The sequence below is a fragment of the Rothia nasimurium genome (assembly GCF_928381705.1).
Taxonomy (GTDB): Bacteria; Actinomycetota; Actinomycetes; order Actinomycetales; family Micrococcaceae; genus Rothia; species Rothia nasimurium_G.
On sequence record NZ_CAKMSR010000009.1, the window covers coordinates 38,256 to 61,593 of the forward strand.

A 23,338-nucleotide genomic window follows, 5' to 3' on the forward strand; every position below is an offset into this window, starting at 1 on the left:
CTAGTTACCCAAAAAATTAACAACCGTCTCCAAATGATGTTTAATTGAGAGTTTTTTTATGTACCCTAGACCTGGAAAATGCCCATTTTGTTTTAATTTTTTAAATTCGACTATTGCTTGAGTCTCATAAAATAAACCAGGATTTGCTTCATAGTCAATAAAAAATTTTTCCAGGGCTTCTGCAAATTTGCTAGCAGGGTCAGCTGGAGTATGATTCGTATCAGATACGTAGTGCCTTACAAAAATCTCTTTATCGCCTTCAGCGTCTATGTAGCTGAAATGTAATGCTACCGCATATGCTGGTCCACCCGATTCAGAGTACCTGCTCCCAATAGTTTGGAAATCACCGAACCCATCCAAATTGTACTCATTTTTAAAAAGTAAATGGATATCGGTAAAAAAACTTTGCTTTTGGTAGTCCGAATTTTTTTCTTCGGCTGCAAAATAATCGTCAATTAAAACTCTTTTACCATATTCTCTGAACTTATTTCTATAAATAGCTGAAGAGTGCTTATGAAAGAATATATTAATAAATTCTTTGCCACTTTTACTAATCTGATTAAGTATAAATTCAGAATCTGGAAACCCAGAATGGATTAAACAAATCTTGTCAAAAGAGGCTAATGAATTCAGGTAATATTCGATTTGATCGTTAGATGTACCTGTAGTTAAATAAACAGCCGGATAGATATCACGGATATGCGATTTACACAGATAGTCGAGAAGGCTAGTCTTATCTTTTTGATAGTATCCAACAGTTGGATTAATGATAACAAACGATTCAATTTGTGATTTAGATAATGCCTGCAGCGCTCTCGTCAAACTGTTAAGATTTTCTTTAACTGGTTCGATAATGGGGTGAATTAGTTCTTTCTTATGGTCCTCGAAGCTAGTCGATATATCTCGTAAAGCTAGAAGCTCAAATTGTTTCCCCCTCATAAACGGATAATACATATTACCTCCATTGGTATATCTGATTTATTGGGCTATTAAGCGACTTCAACAAATTATTTGTTTCTTTAACTGACATAATATCACCAATACCTACAGCTTTCAATGAGTGAGGTAGTTGATTAATCAAATCTATATTTTTTATGCATGACCTAGAATTTATCAAAGTTTTTACACTCTCTGCATGTAACTTCTCAACTGGTTCTCGATTCCAGTCCTCTAGATATGCTTTTCTTTTTAGAGTATTAGGGATATTAATATCGATTAATGGATTGATTTTTGTTAGAATTGCTTCAATCTCAGCTGTTCTAAGTGTATTAAACAAAGAAATTTTATCAATTCTAGATGGGTTTATTTGAGACTTCCGAATTGTTTGAATAGTATAACGCTGACTTAACGCAAGAACACCTACGTCTTCAGGTACCAAGTCTAATATTGCATCTATACAACTCGTAGGGATTACAACGTTAACGGCCGCAAATGTACTTCTGTAGTCTTCAAGCTGACTAGCAAGTCTTTCAAAATTATCTCGTTCCGATTTAATTTCATATGCTGTTGAAGTTCCATTGAAAATTACAACATCAGCTTTAGAGTTTCTTGAACGCATTTCTTTAACCGCGGTCGAAGTGCTAAGACTATGACGTCCAAGCAGTTGCTTAATAATTAAAGCATTCTTATAAATGTATTCATCTCTATTGCCTGTTTTTCTGAGTAAATTATATGAAGTTTCAAAAATATCTGATATTTTTTCTGCACTGGAGCTATAGCCCACTACTGGATCTAGAGACATAAAAAGAGAGGCAAGTCTTTCTGACCTGCTCGAACTTTTGAGCTCACTAATAATTGAGGATGAAAATACTCTACTCAACTCGAGTAATGTTTTTTTCTCCATACCTATGTCCCAAATGAAAAATTTATCAATCTAAACATTATACACGATAGTTTTCAAAAATACAAATTGCAATTTTTAGTATGGATGCTTGATAGAAATTATCCCAGTAGCCTTCTTTTGAGCATCTGCTTAGAGACTTATTCATTAGGGTAGGTGGAGCAGGCTAACAGCGAAGCTGCTGGCTCGGATGAAGTGAGCGGGTGCGACAGCACGTAAGAGCGAACGGAATCCGCCGCTAGGCGGGGCGTAAATCGCCCTTGAGAGCAAAGCGAACCAGGCGAGAGGGTCGGCAGCGAGCGTGAGCCTGCGGAACCCCTTATGAATAAGCCTCTTAGTTAAGGGATCATTTAATGTTTCATGTATCTCTTAAAAATAGCAAGCCTGCAGTGCATGACTATCATTAGCTTGGCAAATAAGCTTCGTATTCCACTTACAATCCGGAATAAACTAAATACTCCAGATGTTGAGTAGATAAGCACTATAAACCCAACGGTAAGGAATGCCCCATGCAGAACCAAGACATCAAGCAGCTCGTCCTTGACGCCGCCCACCGCCGTCGTGCCATCAAGTTCTTCGACACCGAGAAGAAAATCAGCGACGACGACATCACCTACATCCTCGAAACCGAAGGCATCGTTACCATGCTGGCCCTTGGTTACCGCACCGAAGAGCTGCCCTGGCCCCAGACCCGCAAGCCCGCCGAAGAGGTCATCACCTGGGTTAAGTAGCAGCCCCCACCCCACCTGCGGCTTCAGGTAGCGCAGAAGCCCACCTCGCTGCCGTCCGCACTAGGACGAAAGCAGGGTGGGCTTTTGCGTAAGCAGGCCCCCAGCACACCATGGCCCAAGCGCCTCGACCATCTCGTATTTGCTTTTTATTCACCTATTTCCTCGAACCTGATAACTCTTCAAACATTGATGTATCCCTGCTAATGTAGAACTATGTCGCACAAATGCAAGAAAGGAGCGACTATGAGCACCACCATTAGCGTTAGAACCGACGAGGAGACTAAACGCCAGGCAGAGGAACTCTTCAACGAGCTAGGACTAAACATGTCTACAGCAATCAACATGTTCATGAAGCAGGCCCTTCGCGAAGGAAGAATACCTTTCACCGTTGGGCGCCCCTACCCCAATGCGACAACCATTGCTGCCATCGAAGAAGGACGTCGGCTCGCCCAGGACCCAAACACTCCCCGGATTAGGTCAATCGAGGAGTTCAAATCTCTCATTAACGAACTATGAGATACGAAATCATCACTACTAATGCTTTCAAAAAAGGTCTAAAAACCGCTAAAAAGCGTGGAAAAGACCTTCAGAAACTCACGGATATTGTTGAGGTTCTCGCCGAGGGCAAGCAACTCAGCGCAAAACACAAAGACCACGCGCTCACTGGAAACTACGCCGATACTCGCGAGTGCCATATCGAACCAGACTGGCTACTTATATATGAACACGTTGAAGATCAGCTGGTTCTCATCTTGCTCAATACAGGTAGCCATTCAGACCTCTTTTGAGTACTAATTCCGGTATCTAGTCCGCCCCGCTACCGTCCGCACAAGGACAATAAAGGAACTCGACTTGTAGCTGACGTCCATGCCCTACACCATCACCTATCCCCCTACCGCAGCCAAAACCCTCAAGAAGCTGGATCGGCAGATAGCCCGACAAATAATCACAGCAATAGAAGCCCTGCAGAGCAACCCCTACCCTCAGGGAGCAATTCAGCTCAAGGGCGGTACCGGTGAACTCTGAATCCGCACAGGAAATTACAGAATTATCTACGAAGTAGAACACGGGGAACTAGTCATATTAGTGCTCAAACTAGGGCATAAACGAGAAGTCTACAGATAAGATAACAGTATTTCCTTCCCAGCCAAGAAAAAGAAATTGCTCTAAGACCCCATGCACAAGATCTAGCTCCAAATATCTACCCTTGAAATCATGCCAACATACACTTATCGCGCGCTCAGCGCAGAAGATACTCCCCTGCTCGAACAAGCGACTCTGGGAACCATGAACTGGTGTGGGCCGCGTTTCACGCTCACGGACGTCCGCACCCGTCCTGAATTTTCCCACTACACCCGTTGCAAACCAGCACGCGGCGATTTTGGTATCGCCGCATACCACGATGAAGAACCGGCTGGGGTAGTCTGGGCCCTCTACTTGTCAGCGGACGACCCCGGTTACGGTTACATCGACGAAACAATCCCCGAAGTCAGCCTCTGGGTATCAGAAGAGCACCGCGGCCGTGGTCTGGCCGAGTGCTTCTACATGCCATCATTTCAGAAGCTGCCACCAGGAACTTGAACCAGATGAGCCTCTCTGTAGAAGCCGATAACTTCGCCCGCAACCTCTACCTAGCTGAGGGCTTCGTCCCTGTAGCAGGCCGTGAAAAGGACGGGGTGATGCTCCGAACACTGTCATAAAGACAGCAACCTTGCGCCGCGGCCGACACATAGCCGCTCATCCATCCCCGCTCAAAATCTGACTGTCCACCAGACTCTCGCTGCGCCCATCATAGGAGTAGTCACTGCGAGAGTCTGGTGGGCGCTCAAGGCGCTCCCGCCCGACACCCCGGCCCGGTGCTCCAGCTCCAGCCCGAGGCTCCAGCCCCAGTAAGACCACAACAAAAAGGACGCCGCCCCTCGCTGCCCTGCCAGGTGGCAGGAAAGCGGGAGGCGGCGTCCGCACCCCACCACTTAGATGGGGCAAGACAAACCTAAAAAGACTTAGGCAGCCTTGGGAGCTGAAGTGTCCTCAGGCAGGTTGTTCTTAGCGATTTCAACCAGAGCTGAGAAAGCAGCAGGCTCGTTAACAGCCAGCTCAGCCAGCATACGACGGTCAACCTCAACCTCAGCAGCCTTCAGGCCCTGGATGAAGCGGTTGTAGGTCAGGCCCTCAGCGCGTGCAGCTGCGTTGATACGCTGAATCCACAGACGACGGAAGTCGCCCTTCTTCTTACGACGGTGGTCGTAGCTGTATACCAGTGAGTGAGTGACCTGTTCCTTAGCCTTACGGTAAAGGCGTGAACGCTGGCCACGGTAGCCTGATGCACGATCAAGGATTACTCGGCGCTTCTTGTGCGCGTTAACCGCGCGCTTCACACGTGCCACGTGTGTCTCCTAACGTCTATGTCCTACCCAGCTAAAAACTCTAGCGCTGGTGCAGGAGAGAAAATATCTACTTTTGGTGCGCCCTTTCGGGGCGAAGCTTCAAAAAGAAGGAGCTTACTTGCCCAGCATCTTCTTGATGACCTTAGCCTGACCGCCGGTTACGATCTGGTCAGAAGCCAGACGACGGGTCAGACGGGAGGACTTGTGCTCGAGGTAGTGGCGGCGGTTGGCCTGCTGGCGCTTAACCTTGCCAGTACCGGTGAGCTTGAAGCGCTTCTTAGCACCAGAGTGGGTCTTCTGCTTCGGCATGAGCCGATTCTCCTTACGTTCTACCCTCGCCCCGGTTACGGGGTGAGGAACTGAAAAACTCAACGTCCCCGGCGGGCGGGGAAGTTTTAAGGGTGTTCTGCCCGCTCACCGGTGCCCTTATCTTTCAATAAAAACAGCGGTAGAGCGAACGACGACCAAGCACGAAACCCTACACGAGCTCGCGCCTGGTTGTCTAAACAGCTCCTATTCGGCTGACGCCTGTGCCTTGAGCTCCTCGGGCATTGCATCTGCCAGGGAGTTAGTTACAGGGGTTGCCTCGGTGGTGTTGACGCGTTCGCGACCCTTGCGGCCACCTGACTTCTGGCTCTCACGGCGGGCTTCCTGCTTGCCGCGCAGCGGGGCAAGAACCATCACCATGTTGCGACCATCAACGCGAGGGTTGGACTCTACGGTGCCAACCTCGGTCAGGTCGTTCGCCATGCGTTCAAGCAGTCGCACACCCATCTCGGGGCGCTGCTGTTCACGACCACGGAACTGAATCATAGCCTTGACCTTGTCACCGCCAGCCAGGAAACGACGTGCGTGCCCTACCTTGGTTTCGTAGTCATGGGTATCAATCTTGAGGCGGAAACGGATTTCCTTCAAAGAAGCATTGACCTGCTTCTTTCGAGATTCACGTGCCTTGACTGCGGCTTCGTACTTGTACTTACCGAAGTCCATAAGCTTGCACACAGGCGGCTTAGCGTTAGGGGCAACCTCAACCAGGTCAAGGTCAGACTCCTGAGCAAGACGCAGTGCATCTTCTACGCGGACAATACCGACCTGTTCACCGCCGGGGCCGACGAGTCGAACTTCCGGAACGCGAATGCGGTCGTTGATGCGTGGATCGCTAATGACAAAGCTCCTGTTGCTTGTGGTGGGGGTGTCCCCCGTGAATTTCTGTGGGGGCGAAAAAGCCCCCGGTTGCGGCTAGCAAGCGGAGGCTTCAGTTACCTACCCAGGCTGAAGGCGCGGACGCCGGTAGTCGGCGCTATGAGCCTTCGAAGGTTTCCCTTGCGGGAGCCTGGGGCTGACCCGGTCACCAGATTTGGCGGCAGCGGGTGGGAACTTAAGTTCCACTTGCAAACAGCTCTTAACATTACTGGGTTAGGGGCGGTTTTTCAAGGGTTTTGGCTGTTTTTCTTGGGGCGGACGCCGGCGGTCGGGTTGAGTGTGACGGGCGATTCACGCTCGGTGGGGTTGGTGTGAGATTCTAGTAACCATGAGCAACGAAACTAGCTACCGTTTTGAAGATTCCGCTAAGCAGGGCGAGGCGCTACCCGATGGTCTGACTGCCGAGCAGGTTGAAGAAGTTAACGCCCAGATGCGCGATATCGCTGAGGTTCCCGCCGTTGAGGTCATTACGACCGCTGCTGTTCACCTGATGAGCGCCGCTGCCGTCAAGTGCGGCCTGGCTGCTGAAGAGAACGCCGAAGACCTCAAAGATCTTGATGAGGCCCGCAAGCTGATTACCGCCCTGGCAGGTTTCGTTACCGCTGCGGCGCCCGAGATTGGTTCCCAGCACGCCGCTCCCCTGCGTGACGGCCTGCGTTCCCTCCAGCTGGCCTTCCGTGAGGCTTCCCCCTACCCGGACGCCCCCGGCAAGGGGCCCGGCGAAAAGTTCACCGGGCCGGTTTTCTAGGCTGAGGCCAAAGCGATCTGCACTGAGTCAGCCTGCTCGGCAATGACCTGGTTGAGGGCGAGCCCCTGCTGGAAGGTCTGCACGGTCTGGTTGACCTGTTCCTGGGTGAGGCCGGGGCGGAGTTTGAGCATGATTTTCAGCTCTGGCCCGTGCCCACCACCTGCCAGTACGCGTCCGCTCGCGGTCTGCGAGTACACACCGGTGCCGGGGCCTGCTTCAACCGCAACCACGGCAGACAGGGGCGCTGCAATGTTGCTGAGCTCTTCGGCGACCCGGGGGTTGCGGTAGGAGGGCACCCATTCTTCTCCCTTGGCGATTGCCCAGAAAGCTGGGCGGCGCACGACGAAGGTGAGGTCGGCGCCGGGGTTTACCACAATCAGCTGGTTCTCGTCTTCAACGGCTGATAGGGCGGTTTTCCGCATGTCTGCGGCAACTGGGCGGGCTAGGTCGTGCCAGGCGGTGAGGGCGTCTACATTGGTGAAAACGGGGAGGGCGCGGCGTCCGTCCGGACCCTGGATACTCACCAGCGCCATATCCGATTCTTTGTCTGATACCAGGCCGTGCTCGGTGATTTCTGCTTGAGATAGCTGGGCTACGACCGGGGCAAAGATACGCACGGAGCGCAGGGCATCGACCACGGCGACTTCATCGACTTCGCCCGCGGCAAAAGCATCGAGAACTTTTTGCAGGGCGGGGTCGGTTCTGCCGTCGTCGCCGGGGAACTTGTGGGTGTGGCTGGTGCCTTCCCCCAGGTTGCGTCCTTCCCAGGGCTGCCCGCCGGTATCGGTTTTTTGGCCGGCGGACGCCAGCTGGGCAGCAATATGTGCGGGGAGTTCCCGGCGGGGTGCGCTGGGGTCTCCGGGGTTGCCGTGTCCGTGGGTGTGGGCGCGGTGCACGCGATCTGAAAAGTCTGTCACTAGGGTCGACCTGCGACGTCGAGTGCCTGGGCGAGGGTAAACTTGCCGGCGTAGAGGGCCTTGCCGGTGATAGCGCCCTCAACTCCGTGGGGCACCATGGTGCGCAGGGCGGCGATGTCGTCCAGGGTGGCGATACCGCCAGAGGCGACCACCGGCTTGTCGGTGCGTTCAGCGACCTTGCGCAGAAGTTCCAGGTTGGGGCCCTGCAGGGTGCCGTCCTTGGTGACGTCGGTGACGACGTAGCGGGCGCAGCCGTCATCGTTCAGGCGGTCGAGAACCTCCCAGAGGTTGCCGCCTTCTTTGGTCCAGCCGCGGGCGGCCAGTACGTCCCCGCGGACATCCAGCCCAACAGCGATAACATCGCCGTGCTCGGCGATGACCTTGCGGGTCCACTCGGGGTTTTCGAGGGCAGCGGTGCCCAGGTTGATGCGGGCGGGGTTGAGCGACAGGGCCCGTTCCAGAGATTCGTCGTCGCGGATGCCGCCCGACATCTCAATCTTGATGGAAAGTTCCTGAGCTACCTCGGTCAGAATCTCAATGTTGTCGCCGCGGCCAAAGGCAGCGTCGAGGTCGACCAGGTGCAGCCACTCAGCACCGGCGTTCTGCCACTCTAGGGCAGCTTCGACGGGGGAACCGTAGTTGGTTTCCGATCCGGCTTCGCCCTGTACCAGGCGCACGGCCTGGCCGTTGGCTACGTCGACCGCGGGCAGCAGTTCGAGACGATCAGTCATTGTTCTCTCCTTGGGAGTAGGACGGTAAAAATCTAGGTCTATGGGGTAGCGAGCTAGCTGTAGTTCATCACGACGTACAGGCCGTACCCGGCAAAGGCTAGGCCCACCAGCAGCAGTACAAGCTGGGCCACCCAGGTAATTTTTTGCTTGTAGAAGGAGTAGGCTCCGCCGATGAACATCATGCCTACGGTCATGAGCAGTAGCCCGGACGTTGTAGCTGACATATCCTACTTCACCCCGTCTAGACGCCCGGTTACGGGCAGGGAACTGATCCAGTTCTTGAGCAGGCGGATGCCGGCCTCACCCGACTTTTCGGGGTGGAACTGGGTGGCAGCTAGGGGCCCGTTTTCGACCGCCGCGATGAAGTCGCCGCCGTGGTTAGCCCAGGTGACCTGGGGAGGCAGCATGGCTTCGTTGTTCTGGTCGAAGGTCCATTCTTGCACCCCGTAGGAGTGCACAAAGTAGAAGCGTTCGTTCTCGATACCGGCGAAGAGCGTGGACCCTTCAGGTGCGCGGACGGTATTCCATCCCATGTGGGGCACGACCTCGGCTTTGAGCTTTTCGACGGTGCCGGGCCACTCGCCCAGGCCATCGGCTTCAACTCCGTGCTCAACGCCTTTTTCGAACATGACCTGTAGGCCTACGCAGATGCCGAGTACGGGGCGTCCGCCCGCAACGCGCCTGCCAATCATGCGGATAGCGTCCGCCTCTTTGAGCCCGTCCATCACGGCCTTGAAAGCACCCACGCCAGGCACGACCAGGCCGTCTGCGCCCAGAACGTCTGACTCCTTGCGGGACAGCACCACTCGGGCGCCGGCTTCTTCAAGGGCGCGGACGGCTGAGCGCACGTTCCCTGCCCCGTAGTCAAGAACGGTGACGGTGGGCTTCTGCTGTACAGCTTCGCTCATTAGAGAGCTCCCTTGGTCGAGGGAATACCGGCGTGACGGGGGTCGGGCTCTACTGCCTGACGCAGGGCACGGGCGAGAGCCTTGAACTGGGCTTCAGCGATATGGTGGGGGTCGCGCCCGCCCAGCAGGGTGATGTGCAGGCAGATACCGGCGTGATAGGCGAAAGCCTCAAAGACGTGGCGCACCATTGACCCGGTGAAGTGCCCACCGATGAGGTGGTATTCGAAGCCTTCGGGCTCGCCGGTGTGGACCAGGTAGGGACGGCCAGAAATATCGACCACGGCAGAGGCCAGAGCTTCATCGAGGGGTACGGTGGCAGTACCGAAGCGGCGGATGCCTGCCTTATCGCCCAGTGCCTGGCGGAGCACCTCGCCCAGCACGATGCCGGTATCTTCAACAGTGTGGTGCACATCGATGTGGGTATCGCCAGAGCACTTGATGGTCATATCAATCAGGGAGTGCTTAGACAAAGCGGTGAGCATGTGGTCGTAGAAGGGCACACCGGTGTCGATGTCTGATATGCCGGTGCCGTCGAGGTTAATTTCGACGCTGACGGACGACTCGCTGGTTGCCCGCTCCATCTTTGCAATACGGGGGCCGATGCCGGTGGATGATTCAGTAGGTACTGCCATGTCTGTCTCTTTTTCTAAGGTGTCTGCCGATATTGATGGGGCTACGCGCTGCGCTTAGCGCTCGAAAGTTTGCACGTAGTCGGTGAGGTGGTCTAAGAAGGCGCTGGTCTCGGCTTCGGTTCCGGCGGTGACGCGCAGGTAGCCGGGGATTCCGTTATCGCGCACCAGGACGCCGCGTTCTAGCAGGTAGTTCCAGGCAGCTTTTTCGTCCTTGAGCCCGCCGAAGAACACAAAGTTAGAATCCGATACAGCCGGTTCTAGCCCCAGGCCGGTGAGGTGTTCCACGATGCGGTCGCGCTGGGCGCGGATGTCGTCGACGTTGGCCAGCAGCTGGGTGCGGTGGCGCAGGGCTGCAATCGCGGTTGCCTGGGTGACGGCTGAGAGGTGGTAGGGCAGGCGAACCAGGCGGACGGCATCGGCAACAGCGGGATCTGCTGCAAAGTAGCCCAAGCGGGCACCTGCAAGTGCGAAGGCCTTGCTCATGGTGCGAGAGACAACCAGGTTAGGGCGGCCGGGAAGTAGGGTGAGAGCATTCTGGGTGCGGTCTTGGGCAAACTCTGCGTAGGCCTCATCGACCACGACGATACCGTTGTAGGCTGCCACCGCGTCGTAGACCGCTTCGATAACGTCTAGCCCCAGGCCGGTGCCGGTGGGGTTATTGGGTGAGCAGAGAATAACGATAGAAGGCTTGTGCTCTTCAATCTGTTCAACTGCTGAAGCTGCGGTGAGGGAGTAGTCGGCTGCGCGGGTACCCGCGATGAAAGCGGTATTGGTGCCGTCTGCCAGCAGGGGGTACATAGAGTAGGTGGGCACGAAGCTCATGACCGAGCGCCCGGGGCCTCCAAAGACCTGCATGAGTTGCTGGAGAATCTCATTGGAGCCGTTAGCTGCCCAGATGTTTTCGGGGGTCAGACCGTGCCCCAGGTAGTCTGCGAGTTCCGCTCTGAGGGTATCGAACTCGCGGTCGGGGTAGCGATTCAGGGTTACGGCGGCCTCTGCTACATCGCGCGTGATGGCATCGATAACTTCTTGCGGCATGGGGTGGGTGTTCTCGTTAACGTTGAGGGTTACCGGAACATCAATCATGGGTGCGCCGTAGGGTGAACGGCCCCGCAAATCTTCGCGCAGGGGCAGGGCTTCGAGTGCTGTGGTAGTTTCGGTCACTCCCCTAGTGTAGCGACCTAGCCCCGTACGCTGCATTCTTGTTTCGCAGTCTGGCATAGGGTACCGCTCTTTTTCTTACTGTGACTGAGTGTAGACAGGTACCTCAAGAACCTGACCGGGAACCAGCTGTGCGCTGGTGAGGTCGTTAATCTGCATGATGCGATTGATGACGTCGCGATTATCTTCACCGGGTGCCACATCTGCTGCGATGGTCCAGAGAGTATCGCCGTGCACAACGGTGACCGTTTGGCTAACCGGAACAACAGGTTCGACAGTGGCACTCTTAGCTTCGCCGGGTGCAAGGAAAGTCAGGGCACCGAGAACCACAAGAGCCACGAGGGTGAGTAGAGGCAGGCCCCTAAAAACCAGGCGCCCCCGGCGGGTCAAACGGATTTTCCCACGCCCCGTCTTCGCTTTCTGAGACGGTTCTACTACCGCGCTAGGCCGCTGAGCCGGGGTAGAAGCAGCAGGGTGGGAAGGCAGATTCCGCAAGGGAGCTACAGGTGCGGGACGCGCAGACACAGGTGCCGCAAAACGAATGCGGTACTGGGGTTGCCGCAGTGCCCCGGCCGATGCGGGCACCTGCGGGTGCTGACGGACGGTAAAAGTAGCAGCCTGATCAAGGGGCTTCTTCAAAGAAGTACGAGCCATAAACTCGGGCAAGGCGATGGTGCTCATAAGTCTTTCTCCTGATTCACGCTCAAACATTCAACCAAAAGTCGAATCTTTGTTCTAAAATTTCTTCGTATCTATGTTCTATCAGAAAAATCGAACATAGTCGAGAAAAATTAGAACAAATGTTTGAATAACCTGTTTGCTTGACATAGTCTTAGAAGACCACTTGATAGTGAACACCGGGTGGCTGACATTTTAAGAACCAACAGAGACGAGATACCGTGAGCGAACGAACTCCGCAGACTCCGGCAAGCCCGCCCCACAAGGGCTCTCGCCCCCTCACTGCCCGCCAGAAAAAAATTTTGAGCGCCATTTCCAGCGCTATTGATGAGCACGGCTACCCGCCGTCTATGCGTGAAATCGGTGACCTCGTTGGTCTCGCTTCACTCTCATCTGTTACCCACCAGCTCTCTCGCCTCGAAGAGATGGGCTATATTAGGCGTGACCCCAAGCGTCCTCGCGCCATTGAGGTTCTCACCGGCGAGACCTCCCCTGAAGAAGCAAAGCCTGAAACCAGCGTCATCACGCTGCCGATTGTGCCCACCTTCGCGCAGACCGACGATAACCTCGCTACCGTTCCCCTGGTGGGCCGTATTGCTGCGGGCTCACCCATTGCCGCTGAGCAGGCAATTGAAGACGTCATGACGCTCCCCCGCCAGCTCGTAGGTCAGGGTGACCTCTTTATGCTGCGAGTCAAGGGCGACTCCATGGTCGATGCTGCAATCTGCGATGGCGACTGGGTCGTAGTGCGTGCCCAGAACACCGCCCAGAACGGTGACATCGTCGCGGCCCTGCTCGATGACGAGGCCACCGTTAAGACCTTCCGCCAGCGCGATGGTCACACCTGGCTGCTGCCCCAGAACACCCAGTACGAGCCCATTCTGGGCGATAAAGCCACCATCATGGGTAAGGTCGTCTCCGTACTGCGCAGTCTCTAACGGTGGTCTAGTCTCTCACTAGTCGATTGACTGTTTGAGGCGCTCAAGCGCTCCTAGTACAACGTCCTTGCGGGTTGTTGTCCAGAAGGGTGGAAGGGATTTCACCAGGTAAGAGCCGTATCGCTGAGTAGCGATGCGGGAGTCAAGGACGGCCACAACTCCCCTGTCACCGACCGACCGCACCAGGCGGCCGGCGCCCTGGGCCATGCGTACCGCCGCGTGGTAGGCAGAAACAGCCATAAAGCCGTTACCGCCAGCAGCTGCTACCGCCCGGGTGCGAGCCTGCGACAGCGGATCGTCGGGGCGGGGGAAGGGGATACGGTCCATCATGACCAAGCGGCAGGAGTCGCCAGGAACGTCCACGCCCTGCCAGAGACTCATGGTGCCGAAAAGGCAGGAATCGGTGTCCTCGGTGAACTCCTGCACCAGGGCGCGCAGAGACGACTCTCCCTGCAGAAGAATGTTCAGGTCGGTGCGCTCTCGCACGTACTCGGCAGCCAGCTCAGCTCCGCGCTTAGAGGAAAAGAGCCCCAGTGCGCCGCCACCCGAAGCGGTCACAAGCTCAACGATACGGTCCAGCTGCTCTACCGAAACTCCCCGCCCAGGTTTAGGCAGGTCAGAGGCTAGATACAGCACGCCCTGTTTGGGGTAGTTAAAGGGAGACCCCACATCGATACCGTCCCAGCGCGGAGCGTCCTTACCCATCAGCCCCAGGGCACCAGCGGCGGCATCAAAACTTTCTCCCACCGTCAGCGTCGCAGACGTCAGCACCACGGTGCGGTTTTCGAAAAGACCTTCTCGCAGATAACCGGCAACCGAGATAGGTGCAATGTTCAGGGTAGCGGGGTCATCGTCAGCTGCCGCCACATACCCCCTACCGGGCTCCCAGGAGCCGATACGAGAAACCCAAATAACCTGATAGAGCGGGTCAGCGGTCAGCATCTTTTCTGAGGTTTCGTGCACCTCGGTCAGGGCGGCACGCGCCATCTGGCGGCCGGCGTCGCCGTCCTTGTCCCCGCTCTTCGTATCGGTGAGGGCCTGACGCGCCGCATCGCGCACGCGTTCCATGGCAGCGGCAACCCGGTCAGGCAAGCCCTTGGGCATCATCTCAGCGGGTACCCCATTGAGAGAGTCGTCAAGGGCGAGCGCTGCCTGTTCGAGTGCCTTGTGATCAGCGTCCGTGTGCCGCTTGAGGCTGCGGGCAACCTTGGTAATAGCGGCCGGTGATAGTGCCCCGGTGACGGCGCCGGTGACGCGGTCAGCCAGTTCGTGGGCCTCGTCGATGATGGCGATGTCGTGGTCGGGCAGCACCGCAGCACCCTCAAAGGCGTTGATAGCGAGAAGGGCGTGGTTGGTAATGACGATATCTGATTCAGCAGCCCTGGTTCGGGCCATCTCGCTGAAACATTCTTCGACCAGGGGGCACTTTTTGCCCAGGCACTCTGAGGCGGTGACGGCTACCTGCCGCCATGCCTTATCGCTCACGCCTGGCAGCAGCTCGTCACGGTCGCCGGTGTCGGTGGTTTGTGCCCATTCGCGAAGGCGCACCACCTCTTCCCCCAGTTTTCCGGAGGGGCCGGTGGCGCCGGTAGCGGCGTCCATATCGAAGAGGGCGTCGCCATCGTCCTCGGGGTAGCCGCCTTCAAGCTTGTGCAGGCAGACGTAGTTGTTGCGGCCCTTGAGAATAGCGACGTCGGTTTCGTGCTCGGGTTCATCACCCAGAGATTCCAGCAGGCGCGGAATATCGCGATTAACAATCTGCGATTGCAGGGCCAGGGTTGCGGTAGCCACCACGATAGGTTTTTCTGCTGTTTGGGCAGCGTGAATGGCAGGTACCAGGTAGCCCAGGGACTTACCGGTGCCGGTGCCAGCCTGCACCAGCAGGTGTTTTTCGGTGTCGAGGGCGCGGGCTACGTGGGCTGCCATAGTACGCTGGCCGTCGCGCTTCTGGCCGCCGGAACGCTCCACGACGGTGTCGAGGAGCTGTAGGACGGGTTTGGCTCCGGGCAGGGTCTCTAGCTCCTGCCCGGTGGGTGCGGTGACGTGGTCGTTCATGCGCGCTGGGTCTCTACTGCCCCTGAGGCGATAGCTTCGTCGATTTCAGGTTGCAGTACCTCAAGAAGGTCTTCTTCGAGCACGTACTCAGCGAGGTCAGAGGCTACTTCTTCGCGGACCAGGGCCTGCACATAGGTACCGTCTTGCACAAAGGCAGTACGCAGGATCTCGGCGTCCCACTCGTGCAGACGGGACACCACGCCACCTGCTGAGAAGGGTACCAGCAGGTTGAGCTCAATCGAGGGGCGGGGAATGGTGTCCGCAATCTTCTGCTGTAGCTCCTCAATTCCCTCACCGGTGCGAGCCGAGACCACAACGTGGTTGGGTTCCTTCTGCCGCAGACGCTCAATGACGAAGGGGTCGGCCGCATCTGCCTTGTTGAGCACGATGATTTCGGGGATGTTTTGGGCATCGACCTCGGTAATCACCTGGCGGACGGAGTGAATCTGCCCCTCGGGGTCGGGGTGGGAGACATCCACAACGTGAACGATCACATCAGCGTCGGCAACTTCCTCAAGGGTAGAGCGGAATGCCTCCACCAGCTGGGTGGGCAGGGCGCGCACGAAACCGACGGTGTCAGATAGGGTGTAGCCCACGCCGTCCGGAGTCTGGGCCTTGCGTACGGTGGGGTCGAGGGTCGCAAAGAGGGCGTTCTCGACCAGCACGCCGGCGTCGGTGAGGCGGTTGAGCAGGGAGGACTTACCGGCGTTGGTGTAACCGGCAATAGCTACGGACGGCACCCGGTTACGCTTGCGGTTCAGGCGCTTGGTTTCGCGGGCAGGAGCCATGGCCGCGATCTCTCGCTTGAGCTTGGCCATGCGGGCGCGTAGGCGGCGGCGGTCCATTTCGATTTTGGTTTCACCGGGGCCGCGGGAACCGATACCTTCACCACCGGCGGCACGGCCACCAGCCTGACGGGACAGCGAGGCACCCCAGCCGCGCAGACGCGGCAGCATGTATTCGAGCTGGGCCAGCTCAACCTGGGCCTTACCTTCACGCGACTTAGCGTGCTGGGCGAAGATATCAAGAATCAGGGCGGTCCGGTCAATGACCTTGACCTTGACGATATCTTCAATGGCTCGGCGCTGGGAGGGGGCCAGTTCGGCGTCCACAATCACGGTATCAGCGCCGGAAGCTTCAACGATGTCTTTGAGTTCAAGTACCTTGCCTGAGCCCAAGTAGGTGCCCGGGTCGGGCTTGAGGCGGCGCTGCACCAGGCCGTCCAAAACCTCAGAACCCGCAGTCTCGGCTAGAGCGGCCAGCTCACGCAGGGAATTTTCAGCTTCTTCCAGGGTGCCCTCAGACCAAACACCTGCCAGCACAACGCGTTCAAGGCGCAGCTGGCGGTATTCAACTTCGGTGACGTCATCGAGTTCGGTCGATAGGCCGGCCACTCGGCGCAGGGCTCGGCGCTCTTCAAGGTCCTGCTGGTCACCATCGTATTCAGAGTGTTCGCGCTGGTTATTAGAGAGTTCGCGGGCCCTCTCATCGAGCACACTACCGTTGCCCTGTGCCCGCCCCAGCACGCGGTCTACTGTACGTCTCAGCTGTTCATCTGAGGGAAGTTTGGGGTCATTGCTGGGGGTTGAAGTCTCGGTCATAGTACCTTTCGAGGTGGGTTGAGGCGTCCTTCTATTCTAGCTTTTCCGGGGCGGTAAGGGCAGGGGCTTAGCGTAGAATGAACGTCTATGAGTAGCGCGCACTATTTTTCTGAAAACCCCACCGGCGATTTTTCGCCCCAGCCTGTGACTGTTGAGCTGGGCGGACGCCGGGTGCAGGTTCTGACCGCTTCCGGCATCTTTAGCCCGGGTGGGGTTGATAAGGGAACCCGTATTCTCCTCGATGAGGCCCCCGCCCCGCAGGGGGCGCGCATGCTCGATATCGGGTGCGGGTGGGGCCCGATTACCCTGACCCTGGCGATGGCAGCGCCTGATGCTGAGGTCTACGGGGTCGAGGTGAACTCCCGCTCCGCCCAGCTCACCGAGATGAACGCTGAGCGCCTGGGTCTCACCAACGTGACGGTAGCTGCCCCCGATGCCCTCGATGAGTCGCTGACCTTCGATACCATCTGGTCTAACCCGCCCATTCGCGTGGGCAAGGACGTTCTACACGGCATCATGCGCACCTGGCTCCCCCGCCTGGCCCCCGGCGGTACCGCCTACCTGGTCGTGCAGAAAAACCTGGGCTCAGATTCCCTACAGAAGTGGCTGGCTGAGACTTTCCCCGACCTAGAGGTAGCCCGCTACGCTACCTCGAAGGGCTTCCGCATTCTAGAGGTGCACCGCCCGGCGTAGCACCATCACCGCGTCTGGAATGGTTGCGGGCTCACCCTCGGGTGAGGTGATATCCCGATTCCATTCTTCGGCTAGCACGATTTCAATATCGTCCCGGCCCTGAGCAAGGGCCCGGGCCTCTTCTGCCGCCTTGACCATGCGGGCCTTGTGTTTGCGGGCGTCCTCGGGGTCAGCGAAGGAGGGGGCACCTGCGTGCGCTACCGATATGAGCTCTCCACCGGGCTTCAGCAGATCCAGGGCCGCTGCAAGCAGGGGTAGACGGTCAAAGTCAGCGTAGGACTGCAAGAAGCTCGTGACAATCAGGTCAAAACGCTGGTCGGTGGACCAGTCGGTAAGGTCAGCGTCGATAAAGCTGGCGTCCAACCCTTCGGCTGCCGCGCGGGCGCGAGCGCGCCCTACCGCGACGTCCGAAATATCGATGCCGGTAGCCTGCCAGCCGCGGGCTGCCAGCCAGAGCACATCCCCGCCTTCGCCGCAGCCAAGGTCAAGGACGGAGCCGGGAGCGCGGTCTCCAATCAGGGTAACGAGTGAGGCGTTGGGCTTGCCCGACCACATCTGTTCCCGCTCTGAGTAAATCTCGTTCCAGAGTTCCCGGTTGTTTTCTACGTTTTCAGTCATTTAGCCCAGCAGCACCTTGCCGGTCATAGCGGCAGGGCCTGCCAGGACAACGTGTTCGAGGTTGTCGGGGCCCAGCACGAAGGTGACGGCGAGGGTTCCACCGGGTACGCGGACCAGCCACTCGTCGGGGGCGTCCTCACCACCCCAGAAACGGGTAGCGGCTGCGGCGGCGCAAGCGCCGGTACCGCAGGAGAGGGTTTCGCCGACGCCGCGTTCGTGCACGCGCATGCGAATTGAGCCGATATTTTCGGTGGCGGGGTCGCCGTCCTCTGCTGAGATTTCTTCGGGGACGACGAACTCTACGTTGGTGCCTTCAGGCGGGTTGGGTGAAACCTTGGGGGCCTCGTGCAGGTTCAGCCCGTCAAGTTTTCCGTCGGTGCCCAGCATGACGACGGTATGGGGGTTGCCCATGGTGATGGACAGGGCCCCGCGGGGAGTGCGTAGGCCCTTGGCGGTCACCTGGGCGTCGGTGCCGTTATCGCGGGCCATGTCACCGTTGATGAAGCCCCAGGGGCCCATGTCGATGGCGTAGCCGTCTTCGGTGCGGCCCACGGCCTTGATACCGGCGCGGGTGGCGATGAGCAGGCGTCCGCCCTCTTCGAGCTCAACCAGTTTCTCGGTCAGCAGGTAGTCAACAAAGGCACGTACCCCGTTACCGCACATCTCGGCGATTGAGCCGTCGCCGTTGCGGTAGTCCATGAACCAGATAGCTTCGGGGGCCTCTTCCAGCAGGTGGGAGGCAAAATCCAGGTGCTCGGTCTTGACCGCGCGGATAAAGCCGTCGGCGCCGATGCCGAAGTGGCGGTCGGTCACCTTGGCAATGAGCTCAGCCGGTAGGTCGAGCCTAGCTTCGGGGTCGGTGACGAAGATGAAGTCGTTGCCGGTTGCCTGCCCCTTGGTGAGGGTCTTGCCGGTCAAATCGCCCCAGACGGGGGTTTCTACGGTGTGGGTTGCCACGGGTTTTGCCTTTCCGTTGTGGGGCGCTTTTTCTTCTTAGTCTAGTGCCTGGTGGCCCTTGATGATGGCCAGGGCCTCGGTGAGCAGATCGGGGCTGGACCAGTCAAGCCAGTGCACCCGTTCATCTGCCCTGAACCAGGTGAGCTGGCGGCGGGCGAACTGGCGGGTGGCGGTGACGGTATCTTCAACTGCCTGGGCGACAGAATATTCCTCACCGGCAGGCAGCAAGCCGCGGGAGGCGTCCAGAACCTTGAGAAATTCCCGGTAGCCGATAGCTGCCGGGGCGGTTTTGCCCCGGCGCAGTCCCTTGGCTTCGAGGGCTTCTACCTCGGCCAGCAGCCCGGCTTCTTCCATGGTAACTACCCTCTGGTGCAGCCGCTGGTGCAGCTGAGCGCGGTCGCCGTTGAGACCAATTTGCAGGGCAGGCTGGTGGTAGGTGCGGGTGGGCATGAAGGACGAGAAGGGGCGGCCGGTCACCTCAAAGACCTCAAGGGCGCGCACCAGGCGGCGGTCGTCCTTCACCCGCTCAGCTGATTCGGGGTCAACCGTGCGCAGGCGCTGAAGTAGGGGGCCGGGGCCGGACGCCGCCAGTTCAGCTTCCAGCCGGGAGCGCACCATTGGGTCGGTTTCGGGAAATTCCAGAACGTCCAGGGCAGCTCGCACATACAGGCCGGAGCCACCGACCAGAATCGGGTAGTTCCCGCGAGCACGAATCTCATCAAAAATCTGCCGGGCCTGAGCCTGGAAGGTAGCGACCGAGGCTTCCTCCGTGACATCGAGGGTGTCGAGCAGGTGGTGGGGAACCCCCCGCATTTCTTCGGCAGTGACCTTGGCGGTGCCGATATCCATACCCCGGTAGAACTGCATGGAATCGGCGTTGACACACTCCCCGCCCACAGCCCGTGCCAGCTCGATAGCGAGGGCGCTTTTACCTGAGCCGGTGGGGCCCACCACCGCAATGATGGGCAGGGAGCTGCTGGCGGCGTCCTTCTCTGTCATGGGCTAGAGGGCGGGCTTGAAGGTGGGGAAGCCCAGGGAAACCGGGGTGCCGGGCACCTGGGTGGTACCGGTTCCGCAGGAGTCGGCCTGGGCGCGGTCCCAGGCGTCGCCTGCGCGGGAGCGACGCACCGAGTACTGGTCGGCAGTGGGGTCAGAAATCAGGTGGAAGGAGCCTGCCTCGGTGATGGGCAGGGTCACCAGGTCGCCGGGGCGGGGCACCTCGCAGCCTTCGGGCACGGTGAAGTGCACCAGGCGCTGGTCGCGGGCGCGGCCCGACAGGCGGCCGGTTTCTTCTGCCTTGCGCCCTGACTCTGCGGTAACCATCAGCTCAACGGTCTTACCCAGCTGCTTACGGTTTTCTTCACCGGCAATGCGGTCCTGCAGGGCAATGAGGCGCTCGTAGCGTTCCTGCACCACAGCCTTGGGCACCTGGTTGGGCATGGTCGCTGCCGGAGTGCCGGGGCGAATCGAGTACTGGAAAGTAAAAGCGGACGAGAAACGGGACTCCTCCACCACGCGCAGGGTCTCCTGGAAGTCCTCTTCGGTTTCGCCGGGGAAGCCGACAATAATATCGGTGGTGATGACGGCATCGGGGATGCGCTCGCGCACCTTCTCCAGGATGCCCAGGAACTTCTTGGAGCGGTAGGAGCGCTTCATATCTTTGAGCACCTTGTCAGAGCCGGACTGCAGGGGCATGTGCAGTACGGGCATAACGTTGGGGGTTTCAGCCATTGCGTCGATGACGTCGTCGGTGAACATGGCCGGGTGGGGGGAGGTAAAACGGACGCGCTCCAGCCCCTCAATCTCGCCGCAGGCTCGCAGCAGCTTCGAAAAGGCCTGACGGTCGCCAAAGCCCACACCGTAGGAGTTGACGTTCTGGCCCAGCAGGGTCACTTCGATAGCGCCGTCGTCGACTAGGGCCTGTACTTCTGCCAGGATTTCGCCGGGGCGGCGGTCTTCTTCCTTACCGCGCAGAGAGGGCACGATGCAGAAGGTACAGGTGTTGTTGCAGCCCACCGAGATAGAGACCCAGCCGGAGTACACGTGGTCGCGCTTGGTCGGCAGGGTGGAGGGGAAAACCTCCAGGGCCTCCAGCAGCTCAGCCTGGGCCTCGTTGTTATGACGGGCGCGCTCAAGCAGGGTGGGCAGGGATCCGATGTTGTGGGTACCGAAGACCACGTCGACCCAGGGGGCCTTCTTCAGAATGACGTCCTGGTCCTTCTGCGCTAGGCAGCCACCTACGGCAATCTGCATGCCCTCGTTCTCACGCTTGACCGGGGCGAGCTGGCCCAGGTTGCCGTAGAGCTTATTATCGGCGTTTTCGCGCACGGCACAGGTGTTGAAAACGACCAGGTCGGGGGTGGTTCCCTCTTCTGCGGGCACGTAGCCTGATGCCTCAAGCAGGCCGCTCATGCGCTCTGAATCGTGTACGTTCATCTGGCAGCCGAAGGTACGCACCTCGTAGGTGCGGGTTTTGGGTGCTGCCACGGGCTTGTCGGTGTTCACGTCAATACTCACCCGTACAGTCTACTAGGTTGCTATTCTGGGCTCTATGCCGGTTCGCCCTTCTCCCTCATTCTTTGCATCACGTGCCGCCCAGGCTGCGAGCGCCTACTCCCCTAGCGCGGTGGAGCAGCCCGTAGATTCCCCCGCTTTTTTGCGCCTGCTGGCCGGGCTTTTAGAGCGGTCTGTGGAACTAACCGGCGTTCAGGTTGCTGATGCCCAGATTCTGTCGAGTGGGATGCGGTCGGTGGTGGTTCGGGTGCGGGATCATCGCGGGGCGAGCTGTGTGCTCAAGTATTTTCGCCGCAAGGATTCAGCCCGCAACTCTGGCGGTTTTGGCTACCTGCGCGAAAAACACGGCCTTGCTGCCCTGGAGCAGGTCGCACCGGGGCTCTACCCCCGCCTGCTGGCTACCGACGACGCTGCCCGTCTGCTGATTCTTGAGGATGTCACCGGCGGCTTCTCGTCTGCTATCAGCTTGGGTGAGCTGCTGCTGTCGTCCGGGGCGGACGCCGCACCCCGGCAGGCCCTGGACGCTTGGGTGAATACCTGGGCTAGTATTCTGGGCTCCCCCGCCCAGGCTGCCGCCCAGGTATCTTTTGCCGCTGAGCTTGCGAGCGCTGACGCGCGGGCGTCCGCACCGGGGTCCCTGCCCTCACCCCAGCTTGCCTTCAAGGGTCTGCACCTGCTTGCTGAGAGAGAGGGTGTGCCCGTGGGGTCGGTTGAGTTCACGCAGATGGAGCAGGCTGTGGAGGGCATTATCTACCCGGCGCCGAGTGAGAGGGTGCTGTCGTCCGGCGATTTTTCTCCGGCCAACCTGTTGCAGCAGGCAGCCCCTGGGACGGGGGTTCGCGGTATCGACGCTGAGGGAACTTGCTGGCACCACTGGGCGCTACCGGTGGCTGAACTCCTGCTGGGTTTTCCGTCCTGGCCAGAGGGGCCGGTTTCAGCGGGCCTTGTGGAGAACACTCTGTGGCAGGGGGCCGTACAGCGTTTCTATGAGCAGGTGGCTCCGAGCCCCCGCGGGAGCGCACACGATGACGCCCAGGTAGCTGCAGCAAAGGTAGCGGTGCAGGCGATTATGGCAGAACAAAATGTTCTATAAATGTTGGATTTTCCCTCACCCCGTATAACCACAGGCATGGGTATAGTTCATAATTTCCGCAGATAACTTGTTTCACTCTGGGGAAACTCGGGATTCAACCTCTCCCAGAGTGTCTCCGGCCTGATTCTTCCACGAAGCGTTGCCGCTTCTACTATTGCCAGCAACAAAAGAAGCTGCTGACGAAGGGCTATTAAATTTAAAGTTATCCAGCAACTCGTATGTATTTGAGATATCAGCTGCTCGCTCTTCTCGCACACGACGGACGATGACGGGAGCAGAAGATGAAACCACAGAACTAATAGAGCTACCCTTCAGCACAACAAAACCTTCAGTAGTCTGCCGCCCTTTCGCAAAGTAGCCATTCCCTGCCAGGAAATAGTCAGAGGGTGCCGTGTCTTGAGAAGTGCTTTCGACAGCAGAGGGGGCGTTTTCTCTAATCAGCGGCTCAAAGATGTCGTACCCTAAAGCTCCTACTACAAGTTTTGCGTAGTCGATAAAGTCCTCAAGTTCTGACTCTTTTTCTTCTGTTACATGCCCGGAGTTGGGGTTATTCCCATTCTGTATGTCGTATCGACCGGTCTCACGAGCAATGTTATAGAAACGGTTTTCAAGGTAGCTAATCTCGGTCGGGCCGAAAGAGTTATTGGAGGTCGTTAGGACAACCGCTTCATTCCAGTAGTCTTTCTCCGGGTCAGCCCTATGTTCAAATAAACGTCCGATGAGGCCTCGAGCATTGCTGCGTAGATTCGATTGCCCTATATAAGCGGATTCCCCGGCGTCCGCCTGCCGCCCAGAAAACAAAATATATACACCGGTTTGGTTTAGATGTTCTATCCGTTGCGCTTGGTCGAGCATTGTGCGAGGTATTTTGTAGGCAACCCCTGTCCAGTTAGCCAAAGTACATTTGACCCGTTCACTGGGTGTACCGTCCAT

General features: G+C 57.7%; 29 protein-coding genes. 10 read left to right on the plus strand and 19 right to left on the minus strand.

Annotated features, from left to right (window positions below; genetic code table 11):
* Both L6762_RS08435 and L6762_RS08440 read right to left on the minus strand, forming a co-directional pair.
* On the minus strand, nucleotides 1-954 hold the full coding sequence (locus L6762_RS08435) for a sce7725 family protein (RefSeq protein WP_237186825.1): 954 nt from the start codon (nucleotides 952-954) through the stop codon (nucleotides 1-3).
* Between the two features lies 1 nt (nucleotide 955).
* Complete coding sequence (locus tag L6762_RS08440) at nucleotides 956-1,843, minus strand: sce7726 family protein (protein WP_237186826.1); 888 nt, start codon at nucleotides 1,841-1,843, stop codon at nucleotides 956-958.
* A gap of 506 nt (nucleotides 1,844-2,349) precedes the next feature.
* Between L6762_RS08440 and L6762_RS08445 the strand changes: the two genes are divergently transcribed.
* From L6762_RS08445 to L6762_RS08470, 6 genes are all read left to right on the plus strand, one after another.
* The gene (locus L6762_RS08445; RefSeq protein WP_237186827.1) at nucleotides 2,350-2,571 is read left to right on the plus strand and encodes a hypothetical protein; all 222 of its coding nucleotides are present in this window, start codon (nucleotides 2,350-2,352) and stop codon (nucleotides 2,569-2,571) included.
* Nucleotides 2,572-2,814: 243 nt separating this feature from the next.
* Entirely contained in the window at nucleotides 2,815-3,087 is a 273-nt protein-coding gene (locus L6762_RS08450; RefSeq protein WP_237186828.1) for a type II toxin-antitoxin system RelB/DinJ family antitoxin, read from the plus strand.
* Nucleotides 3,084-3,359: a type II toxin-antitoxin system YafQ family toxin gene (locus L6762_RS08455; protein WP_237186829.1), complete on the plus strand. Its 276-nt coding sequence runs from the start codon at nucleotides 3,084-3,086 to the stop codon at nucleotides 3,357-3,359. Before L6762_RS08450 ends, L6762_RS08455 begins: the two co-directional genes overlap by 4 nt.
* Before the next feature lie 79 nt (nucleotides 3,360-3,438).
* Nucleotides 3,439-3,597, plus strand: coding sequence for a type II toxin-antitoxin system RelE family toxin (locus L6762_RS08460; RefSeq protein ID WP_237186830.1), 159 nt, complete (start codon nucleotides 3,439-3,441; stop codon nucleotides 3,595-3,597).
* Nucleotides 3,598-3,696: a type II toxin-antitoxin system RelE family toxin gene (locus L6762_RS08465; RefSeq protein ID WP_272878698.1), complete on the plus strand. Its 99-nt coding sequence runs from the start codon at nucleotides 3,598-3,600 to the stop codon at nucleotides 3,694-3,696.
* 90 nt (nucleotides 3,697-3,786) lie between these two features.
* On the plus strand, nucleotides 3,787-4,152 hold the full coding sequence (locus L6762_RS08470; protein WP_237186831.1) for a GNAT family N-acetyltransferase: 366 nt from the start codon (nucleotides 3,787-3,789) through the stop codon (nucleotides 4,150-4,152).
* Nucleotides 4,153-4,574: 422 nt separating this feature from the next.
* On the opposite strand, the gene rplT is transcribed toward L6762_RS08470, so the two are convergent.
* The 3 genes from rplT to infC form a co-directional block, all read right to left on the minus strand.
* A complete protein-coding gene (gene rplT, locus L6762_RS08475) occupies nucleotides 4,575-4,958 on the minus strand; it encodes a 50S ribosomal protein L20 (protein WP_135011424.1) in 384 nt (127 codons plus the stop codon).
* Nucleotides 4,959-5,072: 114 nt separating this feature from the next.
* Nucleotides 5,073-5,267, minus strand: a complete 195-nt coding sequence (rpmI, locus tag L6762_RS08480; protein WP_135011425.1) for a 50S ribosomal protein L35 — start codon at nucleotides 5,265-5,267, stop codon at nucleotides 5,073-5,075.
* Between the two features lie 204 nt (nucleotides 5,268-5,471).
* On the minus strand, nucleotides 5,472-6,122 hold the full coding sequence (gene infC / locus L6762_RS08485) for a translation initiation factor IF-3 (protein WP_083093583.1): 651 nt from the start codon (nucleotides 6,120-6,122) through the stop codon (nucleotides 5,472-5,474).
* Between the two features lie 367 nt (nucleotides 6,123-6,489).
* On the opposite strand from infC, the gene L6762_RS08490 reads away from it, so the two are divergent.
* A complete protein-coding gene (locus tag L6762_RS08490) occupies nucleotides 6,490-6,909 on the plus strand; it encodes a DUF1844 domain-containing protein (protein ID WP_237186832.1) in 420 nt (139 codons plus the stop codon).
* Here L6762_RS08490 and L6762_RS08495 read toward each other — a convergent pair.
* The 7 genes from L6762_RS08495 to L6762_RS08525 form a co-directional block, all read right to left on the minus strand.
* Complete coding sequence (locus L6762_RS08495; RefSeq protein WP_237186833.1) at nucleotides 6,906-7,826, minus strand: SseB family protein; 921 nt, start codon at nucleotides 7,824-7,826, stop codon at nucleotides 6,906-6,908. The genes L6762_RS08490 and L6762_RS08495 overlap by 4 nt on opposite strands.
* Nucleotides 7,826-8,557, minus strand: coding sequence for a bifunctional 1-(5-phosphoribosyl)-5-((5-phosphoribosylamino)methylideneamino)imidazole-4-carboxamide isomerase/phosphoribosylanthranilate isomerase PriA (priA, locus tag L6762_RS08500; protein ID WP_237186834.1), 732 nt, complete (start codon nucleotides 8,555-8,557; stop codon nucleotides 7,826-7,828). Before priA ends, L6762_RS08495 begins: the two co-directional genes overlap by 1 nt.
* A gap of 53 nt (nucleotides 8,558-8,610) precedes the next feature.
* The gene (locus L6762_RS08505; RefSeq protein WP_167752239.1) at nucleotides 8,611-8,781 is read right to left on the minus strand and encodes a hypothetical protein; all 171 of its coding nucleotides are present in this window, start codon (nucleotides 8,779-8,781) and stop codon (nucleotides 8,611-8,613) included.
* 3 nt (nucleotides 8,782-8,784) lie between these two features.
* Nucleotides 8,785-9,465: an imidazole glycerol phosphate synthase subunit HisH gene (hisH, locus tag L6762_RS08510; RefSeq protein ID WP_237186835.1), complete on the minus strand. Its 681-nt coding sequence runs from the start codon at nucleotides 9,463-9,465 to the stop codon at nucleotides 8,785-8,787.
* A complete protein-coding gene (gene hisB, locus L6762_RS08515) occupies nucleotides 9,465-10,097 on the minus strand; it encodes an imidazoleglycerol-phosphate dehydratase HisB (protein WP_237186836.1) in 633 nt (210 codons plus the stop codon). The genes hisH and hisB overlap by 1 nt, the downstream gene beginning before the upstream one ends.
* A 54-nt stretch (nucleotides 10,098-10,151) precedes the next feature.
* Complete coding sequence (locus L6762_RS08520) at nucleotides 10,152-11,261, minus strand: histidinol-phosphate transaminase (RefSeq protein ID WP_237186837.1); 1,110 nt, start codon at nucleotides 11,259-11,261, stop codon at nucleotides 10,152-10,154.
* Between the two features lie 75 nt (nucleotides 11,262-11,336).
* On the minus strand, nucleotides 11,337-11,939 hold the full coding sequence (locus tag L6762_RS08525) for a LysM peptidoglycan-binding domain-containing protein (protein WP_237186838.1): 603 nt from the start codon (nucleotides 11,937-11,939) through the stop codon (nucleotides 11,337-11,339).
* Nucleotides 11,940-12,157: 218 nt separating this feature from the next.
* Here L6762_RS08525 and lexA point away from each other — a divergent pair, with 218 nt between their 5' ends.
* Nucleotides 12,158-12,874 carry a transcriptional repressor LexA gene (lexA, locus tag L6762_RS08530; RefSeq protein WP_185173259.1) on the plus strand — a complete coding sequence of 239 codons (717 nt, stop codon included), beginning with the start codon at nucleotides 12,158-12,160 and terminating at the stop codon, nucleotides 12,872-12,874.
* 18 nt (nucleotides 12,875-12,892) lie between these two features.
* Here the strand turns inward: lexA and L6762_RS08535 are convergent, their stop codons facing one another.
* Complete coding sequence (locus L6762_RS08535) at nucleotides 12,893-14,929, minus strand: ATP-dependent DNA helicase (RefSeq protein WP_237186839.1); 2,037 nt, start codon at nucleotides 14,927-14,929, stop codon at nucleotides 12,893-12,895.
* On the minus strand, nucleotides 14,926-16,530 hold the full coding sequence (gene hflX, locus L6762_RS08540; protein ID WP_237186840.1) for a GTPase HflX: 1,605 nt from the start codon (nucleotides 16,528-16,530) through the stop codon (nucleotides 14,926-14,928). Before hflX ends, L6762_RS08535 begins: the two co-directional genes overlap by 4 nt.
* A gap of 87 nt (nucleotides 16,531-16,617) precedes the next feature.
* On the opposite strand from hflX, the gene L6762_RS08545 reads away from it, so the two are divergent.
* Nucleotides 16,618-17,223, plus strand: coding sequence for a class I SAM-dependent methyltransferase (locus L6762_RS08545; RefSeq protein ID WP_237186841.1), 606 nt, complete (start codon nucleotides 16,618-16,620; stop codon nucleotides 17,221-17,223).
* Here the strand turns inward: L6762_RS08545 and L6762_RS08550 are convergent.
* From L6762_RS08550 to miaB, 4 genes are read right to left on the minus strand one after another with little or no spacing between them, the layout of a single operon-like run.
* A complete protein-coding gene (locus tag L6762_RS08550; RefSeq protein WP_237186842.1) occupies nucleotides 17,200-17,841 on the minus strand; it encodes a class I SAM-dependent methyltransferase in 642 nt (213 codons plus the stop codon). The genes L6762_RS08545 and L6762_RS08550 overlap by 24 nt on opposite strands.
* The gene (dapF, locus tag L6762_RS08555; protein WP_237186843.1) at nucleotides 17,842-18,798 is read right to left on the minus strand and encodes a diaminopimelate epimerase; all 957 of its coding nucleotides are present in this window, start codon (nucleotides 18,796-18,798) and stop codon (nucleotides 17,842-17,844) included.
* Between the two features lie 36 nt (nucleotides 18,799-18,834).
* Nucleotides 18,835-19,797: a tRNA (adenosine(37)-N6)-dimethylallyltransferase MiaA gene (gene miaA, locus L6762_RS08560; protein WP_237186844.1), complete on the minus strand. Its 963-nt coding sequence runs from the start codon at nucleotides 19,795-19,797 to the stop codon at nucleotides 18,835-18,837.
* A 3-nt stretch (nucleotides 19,798-19,800) separates the two neighbouring features.
* Entirely contained in the window at nucleotides 19,801-21,315 is a 1,515-nt protein-coding gene (miaB, locus tag L6762_RS08565; protein ID WP_185173265.1) for a tRNA (N6-isopentenyl adenosine(37)-C2)-methylthiotransferase MiaB, read from the minus strand.
* Between the two features lie 34 nt (nucleotides 21,316-21,349).
* Here miaB and L6762_RS08570 point away from each other — a divergent pair, with 34 nt between their 5' ends.
* Nucleotides 21,350-22,405, plus strand: coding sequence for a hypothetical protein (locus L6762_RS08570; protein WP_237186845.1), 1,056 nt, complete (start codon nucleotides 21,350-21,352; stop codon nucleotides 22,403-22,405).
* 72 nt (nucleotides 22,406-22,477) lie between these two features.
* Here L6762_RS08570 and L6762_RS08575 read toward each other — a convergent pair whose 3' ends face one another.
* The gene (locus tag L6762_RS08575; RefSeq protein ID WP_237186846.1) at nucleotides 22,478-23,260 is read right to left on the minus strand and encodes a GIY-YIG nuclease family protein; all 783 of its coding nucleotides are present in this window, start codon (nucleotides 23,258-23,260) and stop codon (nucleotides 22,478-22,480) included.
* Between the last annotated feature and the right edge of the window lie 78 nt (nucleotides 23,261-23,338).